Origin of the sequence: Micrococcus sp. GPGPB33 (genome assembly GCF_037853785.1) — a bacterium.
Taxonomy (GTDB): domain Bacteria; phylum Actinomycetota; class Actinomycetes; order Actinomycetales; family Micrococcaceae; genus Micrococcus; species Micrococcus luteus.
In genome coordinates this window covers 137,110-150,338 of the sequence record NZ_JAQMWO010000002.1, presented here as the reverse complement: position 1 = coordinate 150,338, position 13,229 = coordinate 137,110, and the positions used below count along the sequence as shown (strand labels likewise).

At 73.7% G+C, this 13,229-nt stretch carries 12 protein-coding genes; 8 read left to right on the top strand and 4 right to left on the bottom strand.

What is annotated here, in order from left to right:
- The first annotated feature begins 182 nt into the window (after window positions 1-182).
- On the top strand, window positions 183-743 hold the full coding sequence (locus tag POD19_RS00745; protein WP_340309264.1) for a GtrA family protein: 561 nt from the start codon (window positions 183-185) through the stop codon (window positions 741-743).
- 27 nt (window positions 744-770) lie between these two features.
- On the opposite strand, the gene POD19_RS00740 is transcribed toward POD19_RS00745, so the two are convergent.
- On the bottom strand, window positions 771-1,394 hold the full coding sequence (locus POD19_RS00740; protein WP_340309263.1) for a hypothetical protein: 624 nt from the start codon (window positions 1,392-1,394) through the stop codon (window positions 771-773).
- 171 nt (window positions 1,395-1,565) lie between these two features.
- On the opposite strand from POD19_RS00740, the gene POD19_RS00735 reads away from it, so the two are divergent.
- Entirely contained in the window at window positions 1,566-2,093 is a 528-nt protein-coding gene (locus POD19_RS00735) for a WhiB family transcriptional regulator (protein ID WP_145015640.1), read from the top strand.
- Window positions 2,094-2,148: 55 nt separating this feature from the next.
- Here POD19_RS00735 and POD19_RS00730 read toward each other — a convergent pair whose 3' ends face one another.
- Window positions 2,149-2,694: a hypothetical protein gene (locus tag POD19_RS00730; protein ID WP_230277879.1), complete on the bottom strand. Its 546-nt coding sequence runs from the start codon at window positions 2,692-2,694 to the stop codon at window positions 2,149-2,151.
- 62 nt (window positions 2,695-2,756) lie between these two features.
- On the opposite strand from POD19_RS00730, the gene POD19_RS00725 reads away from it, so the two are divergent.
- From POD19_RS00725 to POD19_RS00715, 3 genes are read left to right on the top strand one after another with little or no spacing between them, the layout of a single operon-like run.
- Window positions 2,757-3,059 (top strand): DUF3499 family protein, encoded by a 303-nt coding sequence (locus tag POD19_RS00725; protein ID WP_020628239.1) that lies wholly within the window; start codon window positions 2,757-2,759, stop codon window positions 3,057-3,059.
- A gap of 45 nt (window positions 3,060-3,104) precedes the next feature.
- Window positions 3,105-4,664 (top strand): adenosylhomocysteinase, encoded by a 1,560-nt coding sequence (gene ahcY, locus POD19_RS00720; RefSeq protein WP_230282266.1) that lies wholly within the window; start codon window positions 3,105-3,107, stop codon window positions 4,662-4,664.
- 47 nt (window positions 4,665-4,711) lie between these two features.
- Window positions 4,712-5,932 (top strand): TIGR01906 family membrane protein, encoded by a 1,221-nt coding sequence (locus tag POD19_RS00715; RefSeq protein WP_144862091.1) that lies wholly within the window; start codon window positions 4,712-4,714, stop codon window positions 5,930-5,932.
- A 77-nt stretch (window positions 5,933-6,009) separates the two neighbouring features.
- On the opposite strand, the gene POD19_RS00710 is transcribed toward POD19_RS00715, so the two are convergent.
- On the bottom strand, window positions 6,010-7,848 hold the full coding sequence (locus tag POD19_RS00710) for an AMP-dependent synthetase/ligase (protein WP_340309262.1): 1,839 nt from the start codon (window positions 7,846-7,848) through the stop codon (window positions 6,010-6,012).
- Window positions 7,849-7,915: 67 nt separating this feature from the next.
- Window positions 7,916-9,529, bottom strand: a complete 1,614-nt coding sequence (locus POD19_RS00705; RefSeq protein ID WP_206495770.1) for a dolichyl-phosphate-mannose--protein mannosyltransferase — start codon at window positions 9,527-9,529, stop codon at window positions 7,916-7,918.
- 96 nt (window positions 9,530-9,625) lie between these two features.
- On the opposite strand from POD19_RS00705, the gene rsmI reads away from it, so the two are divergent.
- From rsmI to POD19_RS00690, 3 genes are all read left to right on the top strand, one after another.
- The gene (gene rsmI, locus POD19_RS00700) at window positions 9,626-10,483 is read left to right on the top strand and encodes a 16S rRNA (cytidine(1402)-2'-O)-methyltransferase (protein ID WP_100057674.1); all 858 of its coding nucleotides are present in this window, start codon (window positions 9,626-9,628) and stop codon (window positions 10,481-10,483) included.
- 183 nt (window positions 10,484-10,666) lie between these two features.
- Window positions 10,667-12,154, top strand: coding sequence for an NAD-dependent succinate-semialdehyde dehydrogenase (locus POD19_RS00695; RefSeq protein WP_036316357.1), 1,488 nt, complete (start codon window positions 10,667-10,669; stop codon window positions 12,152-12,154).
- A 120-nt stretch (window positions 12,155-12,274) separates the two neighbouring features.
- On the top strand, window positions 12,275-13,228 hold the full coding sequence (locus tag POD19_RS00690; protein ID WP_252411401.1) for a TatD family hydrolase: 954 nt from the start codon (window positions 12,275-12,277) through the stop codon (window positions 13,226-13,228).
- The last annotated feature ends 1 nt before the right edge of the window (window position 13,229 follow it).

The following is a 13,229-nucleotide window of genomic DNA, read 5'->3' as shown; positions in this document are numbered from 1 at the left end:
CCGAGTCGAGGGGAAGTCACCCGCACAGGGTAGTCGGACCGGCTGAGAACTCCGTCACGGAGGGGCGGCTGACGCCGGATCCGAGGAGGTCGCGCGCCGGGGGCGCGGCTACAGTGTTCCCCAGCCCTGCGCGGGTCCGGCCCGCGTGCACACCCCCGTCCCGAACCGAGGAGTCCACGCCCATGCTGTCCGATCTCTGGGGCCGCCTGACCGGGATGGTCTCCCTGCTGTGGCGGGAGGTGGCCAAGTTCGGCACCGTCGGTGCGGCCGCGTTCGTGGTGGACTCGCTCGTCTTCTGGTGGATGATGACCGGCCCGCTCGAGGGGTCCAACGTCAAGGCCAAGATCGTGGGCGGCGTCGTCGCCACCCTGTTCAGCTGGGTCGCCAACCGCTACTGGACGTTCCGGGACAAGCGCTCCTCGAACAAGACGCGCGAGCTCGTGATGTTCCTGATCATGAACGCGATCGGGCTGGGCATCCAGGCCGGCTGCGTGGCGATCGCGCAGTACCTGCTGGGCGTGACCGACCCGACCGGCCTGTTCATCGCCGGCAACGTGATCGGCCTGTTCTTCGGCACCGTGTTCCGCTACTTCGCCTACCGGTTCTGGGTGTTCAAGGAGAAGCTGGACGTGGAGCCCGGCTTCGCCAACGACCTCGCGATCATCACCGGCCAGATGCCCGTGCTGCGCGAGGACCAGCTGCGTCCGCGCGGCCGGCACCGTACCCCCGACGCCGGGGTCTGAGCGCCCCGGCCTGACCCCGCCGCCCCGTCAGGGGCGCACGGTCACCGCCCGACCCGCGTCCCACGCCTCCAGCGCGGCCCGCACTCCCGCCCACGTCAGGCGGGGGCGCGGGCCGTCGTCGTCCGGGGCGACGTCGACCCCGGCCGGGATCGACGCGGGCCGCACGTGGTCCACGGGGCCGGGCAGGGCATCCGGCTGGGCGCGGATCTCGGCGGCCACGTCCACGACGGCCGGATCGGCGGCCGGGCCGTCGAACTCGGGCTCGAGGCCGCGCGGCAGGGCCACGGCGAAGACGGTCACGGACGGGTCCGGCCACGCCTCGGGCCGGTCCGTGAGGACGGCGGCGGGGGAGTCGCCCTCGAGGGCGGGCTCGGCCTCGGCGCAGAGCACGCCGAGGGCGAGGGCGTGCGACAGCCAGTGGACGGGCAGGTCCAGGGCGACGGCGTCGCCCGCGCCGATGCCCTCGGCGCCGAGCAGGCCCGCGAACTTGGCGGCCCAGTTCACGGTCACACGGCCCGAGAGCTCGATGCGCTGGTCCACCGCGCCGGGCTCGTCCGGGGCCCCCGGCTCCTGGACGAGCGCGGGCCGCGGGGAGGAGGCGAGGCGGAGCAGGAGGGGGCCGGTGGACCGGGGTGCGGAGAGGGAGACCATGGGCCCAGTGTGGCACCCGCTCGGTTTGACTCGGCATGAATCACACCGATGTAATGAACCCGGGCCAACGGTCCCGCCAGGAGGGGCCCGCCGGATTGCCCGGCACCCGCGCGGACCGCAGGATCACCCGGCCCACACCCGCCACGTCGATCCCGGGAAGAGGCGTCACACATGGAGCAGACCCAGCGAGTCGAGGACACGCACCGGGCCGATCCCGCGCAGGCGCCGGCGCCTCGTCCGCGGAGCGTCCCCAGCGACTGGTTCCTCGACCCCGCCGACCCGCAGGCCGACGTCTCCGGCGTGAGCCTCGAGGACCAGGCGACCGCCTTCCTCACCGCCCACGACCTCGACGGCGAGACCGGCACCCCGGCCGCCACCGTCACCGCCCTCTTCCCCGGTGACGCGCGTCCGGTCGAGGCCGTGCCCGTCTCCCAGGACTGGGCCGCCATCCCGGGCGTGACCACCGAGCCCGTCGAGGGCGAGCTGGCCTGGCAGGCGGACGCCCTGTGCGCGCAGACGGACCCCGAGGCGTTCTTCCCGGAGAAGGGCGGCTCCACGCGGGACGCCAAGCGCGTGTGCGAGGCCTGCACCGTCAAGGACGCCTGCCTGGAGTACGCCATGGCGAACGACGAGCGCTTCGGCATCTGGGGCGGGCTCTCCGAGCGCGAGCGTCGCCGCCTGCGCCGCGCCCGCGCCTGACGCACCGCGCTCATCCGCCGGGCGCGGTGCCCGGCGCGGACCACCCGGTCCGGGCTCAGCCGCGGCCCCAGCTGGGGTCGAGCACCTGCGGGTCCACGCCCAGCGCGTCGGCGCAACGGCTCAGCGCCACCCCGTAGACGGCCCCCTCGAGGTCGGCCGGGTCGGCCGCGTCCCGCAGCGGCCGCTCGAACAGGGTGATCAGCACCCCGTCCCGGCCCTGCCGCTCGGCCCGCGCGAACAGCGCCTCCTCATCCCGTTCCCGGCCGGCGTGCAGCTCGCGCAGCCGCTCGTCGAGCCGGTCCGGGATGCGCTCCACCCGCGCGGTCACGTGCCGCAGCCCGGGCGCGTCCAGGGAGCCCAGCCGGTCCACCGCCTTCTCGACGGCGGTCAGCAGCGCCTCGCCCCGGCCCCGCTCCGAGCGCGCACCGAACGGGCGCGGATGCCGCAGTCCTCGGCCACGGCGGTCCCGGACGCCGCGCCCCGCGGGGGAGGAGACGCCGGCCTCGGCCGGGCCGCCCTCGACGCCCGGCTCGGCCCCCGCGGCGTCGCCCGCCCGGAACGGCAGGGGGTCGAGGGGATCGGAGGAGGCGGACGCGGTCATGCGCGCCATGGTAGGCCACCGCTCCGGGCCGTCCGCCGAGTAGGGTGGCGGGCGTGGGACCCATGCGACGCTGCAGCAAGACCGGATGCCAGAGCCCTGCCCTGGCCACGCTGACGTACAACTACGCGGACTCGCAGGTGGTCATCGGGCCCCTGTCGCGCCGGGCGGAGCCGCACACGTACGACCTCTGCGGCGAGCACGCTCGACGCACCACGGCCCCGCGCGGCTGGGAGGTGCTGCGGCTGGAGCTGCCCGAGCACTACGAGGCCGTCGACGCGGACGGCGGCGTGCGCACGGTCCCCACCCGGCCCATGGCCGTCCCGCCGGCCCGCCCCGGGCTGCGCGTGGTGCGTGACGGGGACTGACGCGGCACGTGTCGTGCCGCCCGGGGCCTCGCTAGGCTGGAGGGCATGACTGAGACCTCCGCAGAGTTCCGCACCCCCGACGTCGACCCGGCCTTCGCCAACCGCACCACCGTGCCCGGTGCCTCGTTCGACTTCACGGTCCGGGACCTGTCCCTGGCCGAGGCGGGCCGCCACCAGATCCGCCTGGCCGAGCACGAGATGCCGGGGCTGATGTCCCTGCGCGAGGAGTACGGGGAGGCCCAGCCGCTCAAGGGCGCCCGCATCGCCGGCTCCCTGCACATGACCGTGCAGACCGCCGTGCTCATCGAGACCCTCATCGCCCTCGGCGCCGAGGTCCGGTGGGCCTCCTGCAACATCTTCTCCACGCAGGACGAGGCCGCGGCCGCCGTCGTCGTGGGCTCGGGCACCCCCGAGGACCCGCAGGGCGTGCCCGTGTTCGCCTGGAAGAACGAGTCCCTCGAGGACTACTGGTGGACCGCCTCGCAGATCCTCACCTGGCCGGGCGCGGACGAGGATCCGGAGCGCGGCCCCAACATGATCCTGGACGACGGCGGCGACGCCACCCTGCTGGTGCACAAGGGCGTCGAGTTCGAGGCCGCGGGCGCCGTGCCCAGCGCCACCGAGGACGATCCCGAGGAGTACCGGATCATCCTCGAGACGCTGCGCCGCTCGCTGGCCCGCGACCCGCAGCACTGGACCCGCACCGCCGGCAGCCTGCGCGGCGTCTCCGAGGAGACCACCACGGGCGTGCTGCGCCTCTACCAGCTGGCGCAGGAGGGCCGCCTGCTCTTCCCGGCGATCAACGTGAACGACGCCGTGACCAAGTCCAAGTTCGACAACAAGTACGGCATCCGCCACTCCCTGCCGGACGGCATCATGCGCGCCACGGACGTGCTGATCGGCGGCAAGGTCGCCGTGGTCTGCGGCTACGGCGACGTCGGCAAGGGTGCCGCCGAGGCCCTGCGCGGCCAGGGTGCCCGCGTGATCGTCACGGAGATCGACCCGATCTGCGCGCTGCAGGCCGCGATGGACGGCTACCAGGTGGCCCGCCTCGAGGACGTGGTGGGCGAGGGCGACATCTTCGTCACCACCACCGGCGGCAAGGACATCATCATGGCCGAGCACATGGCCGCCATGAAGGACAAGGCCATCGTGGGCAACGTCGGCCACTTCGACAACGAGATCGACATGGCCGGCCTGGCCCGCATCCCCGGCGTCGTGAAGACGGAGATCAAGCCGCAGGTCCACGAGTGGACCCTGGACGGCGGCACGGAGGCCGAGCGCAGCATCATCGTGCTCTCCGAGGGTCGCCTGCTGAACCTCGGCAACGCCACCGGCCACCCCTCGTTCGTGATGAGCGCGTCCTTCACCAACCAGGTGATGGCGCAGATCGAGCTCTTCGGCGGCTCCACGGGCACCGGCGCCCTGACCGGCGAGCACTACGAGAAGCGCGTCTACACGCTGCCCAAGGTGCTGGACGAGAAGGTCGCCCGCCTGCACCTGGACGCCCTCGGCGTCGGGCTGACCGAGCTGACCAAGGCCCAGGCCGAGTACCTCGGCGTGGACGTGGCCGGCCCCTACAAGGCCGACCACTACCGCTACTGATCCCCGGCGCCCGCGGGCGGACGGACCCACTCGAGAGAGGCACGAGCATGGCTTCCCATCAGGCCGGCCGCGGGCGCGACGAGCGCGCCGGGGCGGAGGACTTCGAATCCGGGCTGGACTACGGCGCGTTCGTCGAGGACGACGCCGCGGACGACCCGAACCGCACCCAGGCGCTGCCCGCCATGGGCCGGGACGACGACGGCGGCGCCCAGCACACCTCGGCGCTCAGCCCCGAGGACCTCGCCGCGCTGCGCGGCGGGGACGCGGCGGCCGCGGACCGACGCGACGCCGGCCGCCCGGCCGCGGACGCCGACCGCGACATCGTCGCCTCCCGGGCCGTGCCCGAGGGCGGCCGGCGGCCGCTGCCCGGCGCCGACGAGCTCGGCCCGCTGAGCGCCGCCGTCGGGGCCCGCGCGGCGGGGTCGAGCGCCGCCGCCCCGGTCGACCGCTACCCCGAGGACGGCACGGCCGCCCCCGTGGCCCAGGCGGCGGCCCTGCAGGGCCCCACGCCGGAGGAACGCGCGCGCCTGCCCAAGGCGGGCCCGCGCCTGGCGCAGGTGCTGCTGGCGATCCTCGCCCCGCTCGCCCTGCTGCTGGCCACCGTCCGCCTCGTGGCGAGCCCGGTGTTCCTGTGGCTGGAGTACCACCGGCCCGGGTTCCCCGCGGACCGGTTCGGCTTCACCCTCGCCGACCGCATGCACTACGGCTCCGCCGGGCTGGACTACGTGACCAACCTGGCCGGGCCGCGGTATCTCAGCAGCCTCACGCACCAGGGCGCGCCGCTCTTCACCGAGGTCGAGGTCGACCACATGACGGATGTGAAGACCGTGCTGTGGATCGCCGCCGCGGCGCTCGTGGTGCTCCTGGTGGTGTGCGCCCTGCTCATCGCGTCCCTGCTGCGCACCAGCCCCGGCGGGGTGCGCCGCGCCCTGTTCGCCGGTGCCGTGTGGCTGCCGCTCGCGGTGATCGCGCTCGCGGTCCTGGCGGTGCTGGGCTGGGAGACGTTCTTCGCTGGCTTCCACTCGCTGTTCTTCGCGGACGGCACGTGGACGTTCTCCGTGCGGGACGCTCTCATCCGCCTCTACCCCCAGCAGTTCTGGGTGGACGCGGCCGTGGTGGTCGGGCTGGTGACCCTGCTGGCGTCCCTCGTGACGCTCGTGCTCACGTGGCCCACGCGCCGCCGTCGTGAGCTGAGCGCGGACCGCCGCGAGCAGCTGCTGCGCACCCGCCTGCGCTGGGCTCGGGAGGACGACGCCGTGGTGCGCTGACCGCCGCCGGATGGCACCGGGAACGGGCCGGGAGGACGAGGCGTCCTCCCGGCCCGTCGTCGTCCGGGGGCGCGGGGTCAGCGACGGTAGAGGGCCTCGACGTCCTCGGCGTGGTCCTCGATCACCTGGGCCCGCTTGAGCTTCTGGGACTGGGTGACGTGCCCGGAGTCCTCGGTGAACGGGTGGTCCAGGATGCGGAAGCGGCGGATGGACTCGGCGCGGGAGACGCCCGCGTTGACCTGGTCCACCGCCTCCTGGATCGAGGCCAGCACGGTGGGGTCCGTCGCGGCCTCGGCCGGCGTGAGGCTGAGCTCGCGGTCCAGGGCCCACTGGGTGAAGGCCTCGGTGTCCAGGGTGATGAGGGCGCCCACGAACGGGCGGTTCTCGCCGACCACCACGACGTGCTCGATGAGCCGGTGCTGGCGCAGCGCCTCCTCCATGGGCGTGGGGTACACGTTCTTGCCGCCGGCGGTGATGATCAGGTCCTTCTTGCGGCCGGTGATCCGCAGGAAGCCGTGCTCGTCCAGCGCGCCGATGTCCCCGGTGCGGAAGAAGTCGTCCTCCATCGCCTCCGCCGACGCCTTCGGCATGCCGTGGTAGCCGTCGAACACCACGGGGCCGCGGATGAGGATCTCGCCGTCCTCGGCGATCTTCACCGTCACCCCGGCCACGGGCAGGCCCACGGTGCCCACGCGGTGCGCGCCGGGGATGTTCACGGTGGCCGGCGCGGTGGTCTCCGTGAGGCCGTAGCCCTCCACGATCGGAATGCCGGCGCCGCGGAAGAAGTGCACCAGCTCCGGGGAGAGGGCGGACGCGCCGGACACGCACGAGATCACCTCGCCGCCGAGAGCCTCCCGGATCTTGCGGTAGACCAGCCGGTCGAACAGCGCGCGCCGGGCGCGCAGCAGGGCCGAAGGCCCGGGGCCGTCCCCGAACTCGGCCTCGTCCACGGCCGTGGACCACTCGATGGCGGTGCGCTTGGCGGCCGCGTAGATCGGCCCGGTGCCGCCCTTCTGGGCCTTGGCCTCGATGCCGGCCTCGACCTTCTCGAACACGCGCGGCACGGCCAGCAGCCACGTGGGGTGGAAGGAGGCGAGGTCGCCGAGCAGCGTGGCCGGGGAACCGGAGTGGGCCACCTGGATGCGGGCGTACAGGCAGATGACCTGGACGGCGTGGGCGAGCACGTGGGCCAGCGGGAGGAAGAGCAGGGTGCGCGACGTCGTCGTCTCCGGGGACCACTGGACCACCTCGCGCGCGAAGTGCAGCACGTTGATGGCCGCGCCCACGAAGTTGCCGTGCGTGATGACGGCGCCCTTCGGCCGTCCGGTGGTGCCGGAGGTGTAGACGATCGAGGCGGGGCTGGCGAGGGTCGCCAGGGAGCGGGCGTGCTCGACCGCGTCGTCCGACACGAACGCGCCGGCCTCGGCCAGCTCCGCCAGCCCCGCGTCCGTCAGCAGGAACGTCGCCACGTCCACGCCCGCGTGCCCGGCGGCCTCGGCGACGCGCTCGCCGAGCTCCTCGCTGCCGACGGCGACCACCCGCAGCCCCGAGTCCGTGACGATGTGCTCCACCTGGTGGGCCGAGGAGGTCTCGTAGATCGGCACGGAGACGGCGCCGGCGAACCACACGGCCTGGTCGAGGACGGCCCACGCGTAGGAGGTGGGGGAGAACAGGCCCACCCGGTCCCCGGGCTGGACGCCGCGGGCGATGAGGCCGGCCGCCACGGCGCGCACCTGGGTCAGGAACGCGGTGAAGTGGACGTCCACCCAGCCGCCCGCGCCGTTGCGCAGGGCGTACACGGGGGCGTCCGGCCGGTCGGCACAGGAGGCGACGATCAGGTCCGTGATGTTGGAATCCGCCGGCGGCATGCCGACGAGCTCGGTGGCGGACTCATGGACGGGGCTCTGGTTCTGCACGGTCCGAGCGTATCCATTTCCGGGCGTGCGGCGCGCGGTCGGCACACCCGCGCCCGGGACGCGGCCGTCAGATCCAGCTGCTGAACCACATCCGCCAGCGCCACTGGTCGTACGAGATGACGTCGCCGATCCAGACGGGCAGGAAGAACAGGGACACGGCGACGGCGATCGTCACGTACGCCAGCACCAGGACCGAGCCCCAGCGGGGCCCGGGCCGGCGGCCCGGCCGCAGCAGCAGCGAGAGCGCCAGGGCGATCATCATCACGAGGAAGGGCTCGTAGGCGATCGTGTAGAAGAAGAACATGGTCCGCTCAGGCCACAGGAACCACACCAGCTGCCCGGCCGCGTAGGCGCCGAGCAGGGCGCCGGCCCGCCAGTCCCGGTGGCGCACCAGCAGCCACACGCACACGAGGACGGCGGCCAGGCCCGTCCACCACACGAACGGGTTGGCGATGTCCGTGATGGCCGACGAGCACGCGCCCGCGGCGTCCGCCGGGCAGATCCCCTCGCCGGGCTCTGCGCCCTCGTAGTAGTAGCTCACGGGCCGGCCCATGAACGGCCAGGTCCACGGGTTGGCGGCGTAGTCGTGGGGGCTGGTGAGGCCCTGGTGGAAGGTCGTGGACTCCACGTGGTAGTGCCACAGGGAGCGCAGCGGGCCGGGGACCAGCCCGGCGAGCAGGCCCTCCGGCGGGTTGTCCCGGTGCCAGTCCCGGTAGTAGCCGCCCTCCGTGACGAACCAGCCGGTCCACGAGGCCAGGTAGGCGACCAGGCCGCCGCCCACCACGGCCACGAACGCGTACAGGCCGTCCTTCTCGACGCCGGCCCACGCCCAGTGCCGCACCCCGGCGGTCCGGCGCGCGGACATGTCCCACAGGACCGTGAGCAGGCCGAAGGCCGCCATGAACGCCAGCCCGGAGAGCTTCACGGCGCAGCCGGCGCCCAGCAGCACGCCCGCCAGCAGTCGCCACGGGCGCCAGCCGAGCCACGGCCCGCTGGCCAGGGCGTCGCGTCCTAACCGGGCGACGTCGTGGGCCAGCCGCTCCGCGAGCAGCCGCCGCCCGTGGACGCGGTCCGCCAGGAGCGCGGCGAAGGCCGCGAGCACGAAGAACGAGAGGAAGATGTCCAGCAGCCCGATGCGGGACATCACCAGGTGGTGGCCCTCCACGGCCAGCAGCAGCCCGGCGACCGCGCCCAGGGACACCGAGCGCAGCAGGTGCTGCGTGGCGAGGGCGACCAGCAGGACGGACAGCGTGCCGGCCACCGCGGCACTGAATCGCCAGCCCACCCCGTTGTCCGGGCCGAACGCGAGCATGCCCAGGCCGATCAGCCACTTGCCCAGCGGCGGGTGCACCACGTAGGCGGCCCCCTCGAGCGGCTCCGCCTCGCCGCGCGCGAACGCGTCGTTGACGTCCTCGTCCCACCGCCGCTCGTAGCCGGACTCCAGGAGGGAGTAGGCGTCCTTGGGGTAGTAGGTCTCGTCGAAGATCAGCTGGTCCGGGTGGGCCAGGTTCGTGAACCGCAGGACGCCGGCGATCGCCGTGACCAGCAGCGGCAGGATCCAGTGCCACCGCGTCAGGGGCGCCGCACTCACCCCGAGGCGGGCGCGCAGGGCGGCGACGCCGAAGGGGCCGTCGTCGACCGCGACGGCGGCGGGGCGGGAGGCGAGGGCGGTGGCGGGCACGGGCTCCATGCTAGGGGGACGGGTGGACGGCGAGACGTGCACGGTGGCCGGGGCCGTAGGCTCGGGGCAGCCGTCCGTCCGTCGAAAGGTCGTCCCATGCCCGAGGGCCGCATCGTCCTGGCCGCCACCCCCATCGGCAACCTCGGGGACGCGTCCGCGCGCCTGCGTGAGCTGCTGGCGGAGGCGGACGTGATCGCCGCCGAGGACACCCGGACCGCGCGGCGCCTGTGCGCCGGTCTGGGCGTCACCCCGGCGGGCAGGGTGGTGGCCCATCACGAGCACAACGAGGCGGCCTCGACCCAGGGGCTGCTGGACCAGGTGCGGGGCGGTGCCACGGTGGCGGTGGTCTCGGACGCGGGCATGCCCACGGTCTCGGACCCGGGGTACCGGCTCGTGGCGGCCGCGGTGTCCGCAGGGCTGCCCGTGACCTGCGCGCCCGGCCCCTCCGCCGTGACCACCGCGCTCGCCCTCTCCGGCCTGCCGACGGACCGGTTCGCCTTCGACGGCTTCGTCCCCCGCAAGGACGGGGAACGACGGCGATGGCTCACCTCCCTGCTGACCGAGGCCCGCACTGTGGTCGCCTTCGAGTCGCCGCAGCGCCTGGCGGACGCGCTGGCCGTCGTCGTGGAGGTCCTCGGTGCGGAGCGGCCGGTGTGCGTGGCCCGCGAGCTCACCAAGCTGCACGAGGAGGTGGTGCGCGGCACCGCGGCCGAGGTGCATGCCTGGGCTGCGGAGCGGCACGCAGGGGAGGGGATCCGCGGGGAGATCGTGCTGGTGATCGGGCCGCCCGCACCCGGCGCCGAGGGCGAGGCGTCCGAGGCGGACGCCGTCGCCGAGGTAGCGGTGCTGGTGGAGTCCGGCACCCGGTTGAAGGAGGCCGTGGCCGCGGTGGCCGGAGCCCACGGGATGCGGAGCCGGGAGCTCTACCAGGCGGTGCTCGCGGCCCGGGGCTGACACGTCCCCGGCTACACAGATGCTCATGCGCGGGGGCGCGGCCCCGGGGCCTGGCTAGGATCAGCCGTGGAGCCGCTGCCGACCGCCGCCGGACGGCGTCGGAATACCCGTGGCCGACCACCCGTTCCCCTGAGGGACGCGGGGCGTGCCGCCTCCGACCACCGACCCCGAAAGAGGTGCATCATGACCGTGACCGCTGAGCGCGAGAAGGCGCTGCTGGAGTCCGTCCCCACCGGCCTGCTGATCGACGGCGAGTGGCGCGATGCCTCCTCCGGCAAGACCTTCGACGTGAAGGACCCGGCCACCGGCAAGGTCATCGCGAGCCTGCAGGACGCGAACTCCGACGACGCCATGGCCGCCTTCGACGCCGCCTGCGCCGCGCAGGCCGACTGGGCCCGCACCCCGGCCAAGGAGCGCGCCGACATCCTGCGCCGCGCCTACGACCTGATCAACGAGCGCGCCGAGGACTTCGCGCTGCTGATGACCCTCGAGATGGGCAAGCCGCTCGCCGAGGCCCGCGGCGAGGTCACGTACGGCAACGGCTTTCTGCGCTGGTTCTCCGAGGAGGCCGGCCGCCACTACGGCCGCACCCTCACCGTGCCCGAGGGCACGCTGCGCATGCAGGTGCACCATCGCCCGGTGGGCCCGTGCCTGCTGATCACCCCGTGGAACTTCCCGCTGGCCATGGCCACCCGCAAGGTGGGCCCCGCCGTCGCCGCCGGCTGCACCATGGTCCTCAAGGCCGCCAAGCTGACCCCGCTGACCACCCAGCTGTTCGCGCAGGTGATGCAGGAGGCCGGCCTGCCCAAGGGCGTGCTCAACGTCGTCGCGGGCTCCTCCGCCTCGTCGATCTCCAGCCCGATCCTGCAGGACCGGCGCCTGCGCAAGGTGTCCTTCACCGGTTCCACCCCGGTCGGTGTGCGCCTCATGAAGGACGCGGCGGACAACGTGCTGCGCACCTCCATGGAGCTCGGCGGCAACGCCCCGCTCATCGTCTTCGAGGACGCGGACCTGGACGCCGCCGTCGAGGGCGCCTTCGCCGCGAAGATGCGCAACATGGGCGAGGCCTGCACCGCCGCCAACCGCTTCCTCGTGCACGAGGACGTGGCCGAGGAGTTCACGCAGAAGTTCGTGGCCAAGCTCGAGGCGCTCAAGCCCCTGCGCGGCACCGACCCGGAGTCCACCCTCGGCCCGATCGTGGACGAGGGCGCGCGCGACGACATCGACCAGCTCGTCCAGGACGCCGTGGCGGCCGGCGGCGAGGTGCTCACCGGCGGCCACAAGATCGAGGGCGACGGCTACTTCTACGCGCCGACCGCGATCAAGGTGGAGAAGGGCAACCCGATCCTCCAGCAGGAGATCTTCGGCCCCGTGGCCCCGATCGTGACCTTCTCCTCCGAGGAGGAGGCCATCGAGATGGCCAACGACACCGAGTACGGCCTCGCCTCCTACGTGTTCACGAAGGATCAGGCCCGGATGTACCGCGTGGCCGAGAGCATCGAGTTCGGCCTCATGGGCTACAACGTGGGCGTCATCTCCAACCCGGCCGCGCCGTTCGGCGGCGTGAAGCAGTCGGGCCTGGGCCGCGAGGGCGGCGCCGAGGGCATCGAGGAGTACACCTCGGTGCAGTACATCGGCATCGCCGACCCGTGGGCGGCCACGAAGGCCTGACCTCTTCGCCGCGCCGTGTCCTCCGGGGGCGGTATCGGGTGGTATCCGACGTGGATACCACCCGATACCGCCCCCGAGGCGTGTCGGGGGCCCCGGGCTCGGCTCCCTAGAGTGGGGTGTATGGCCCACGCATCCGAGACCCCGCTCGCCTACCGCGCCCCCGCCCAGCAGCCGGACGACGACGGCGGCCCGCGCCGGGACGCCCACGACGAGAAGTCGGGCCGCAAGCGTCGTCTCGAGTACCCGCCCGCGCCGGAGCCGCTGCCGGTGCCCGTCGTGGACAACCACACGCACCTCGACTTCCGCGACGGCTTGGTCCGCGTGGACGTCCACCAGGCGATGGACGCGGCGGAGGCCGTGGGCGTGGTCGGTGCGGTCCAGGTGGGCTGCGACGTCGCCTCGGCCCGGTTCACGATCGCGGCGATCGAGGCCGAGCCCCGCCTGCTCGGCGCCGTGGCGCTGCACCCCAACGACGCGGCCCGCCTGGCCGAGCGCGACGAGTTCGAGGACGCGTTCGCGGAGATCGCCGAGCTCGCCCGCCACCCCCGCGTGCGTGCGGTGGGCGAGACGGGCCTCGACTACTTCCGGACGCAGGACGAGGCCGGCCACGCGGCGCAGCAGGAGTCCTTCCGCCGGCACATCCGGCTCGCCCGCGAACTCGGCACGGCCCTGCAGATCCACGACCGGGACGCGCACGACGACGTCGTCCGGATCCTGCTCGAGGAGGCGGCCGACGGCGGGCTGCCCCCGCACGTGGTGTTCCACTGCTTCTCCGGCGGGCCCGATCTGGCCCGCACGTGCGCCGAGCACGGCTGGCACATGTCCTTCGCCGGTCCCGTCACCTTCAAGGCCAACGACGAGCTGCGCGAGGCGCTGCGGATCGCTCCGGCCGAGCTGCTGCTCGTGGAGACGGACGCGCCCTTCCTCACGCCGCATCCGCATCGGGGCCGCCCCAACGCGCCCTACCTGATCCCGCTGACGCTGCGGGGCATGGCGGAGACGCGCGGAGACGACGTGGCGGCCCTCGCCCGCGCGGTGAGCGAGAACACCGCCCGGGTGTACGGGGCGTTCTAAG

Excerpts from the sequence above, each read along its gene's own strand:
- POD19_RS00730 (WP_230277879.1), bottom strand. The coding sequence starts at position 2,694 with ATGACCGCGTCCGCCTCCTCCGATCCCCTCGACCCCCTGCCGTTCCGG.
- POD19_RS00695 (WP_036316357.1), top strand. The coding sequence starts at position 10,667 with ATGACCGTGACCGCTGAGCGCGAGAAGGCGCTGCTGGAGTCCGTCCCC.
- POD19_RS00745 (WP_340309264.1), top strand. The coding sequence starts at position 183 with ATGCTGTCCGATCTCTGGGGCCGCCTGACCGGGATGGTCTCCCTGCTG.
- POD19_RS00690 (WP_252411401.1), top strand. The coding sequence starts at position 12,275 with ATGGCCCACGCATCCGAGACCCCGCTCGCCTACCGCGCCCCCGCCCAG.
- POD19_RS00725 (WP_020628239.1), top strand. The coding sequence starts at position 2,757 with ATGCGACGCTGCAGCAAGACCGGATGCCAGAGCCCTGCCCTGGCCACG.
- ahcY (WP_230282266.1), top strand. The coding sequence starts at position 3,105 with ATGACTGAGACCTCCGCAGAGTTCCGCACCCCCGACGTCGACCCGGCC.
- POD19_RS00740 (WP_340309263.1), bottom strand. The coding sequence starts at position 1,394 with ATGGTCTCCCTCTCCGCACCCCGGTCCACCGGCCCCCTCCTGCTCCGC.
- rsmI (WP_100057674.1), top strand. The coding sequence starts at position 9,626 with ATGCCCGAGGGCCGCATCGTCCTGGCCGCCACCCCCATCGGCAACCTC.
- POD19_RS00715 (WP_144862091.1), top strand. The coding sequence starts at position 4,712 with ATGGCTTCCCATCAGGCCGGCCGCGGGCGCGACGAGCGCGCCGGGGCG.
- POD19_RS00735 (WP_145015640.1), top strand. The coding sequence starts at position 1,566 with ATGGAGCAGACCCAGCGAGTCGAGGACACGCACCGGGCCGATCCCGCG.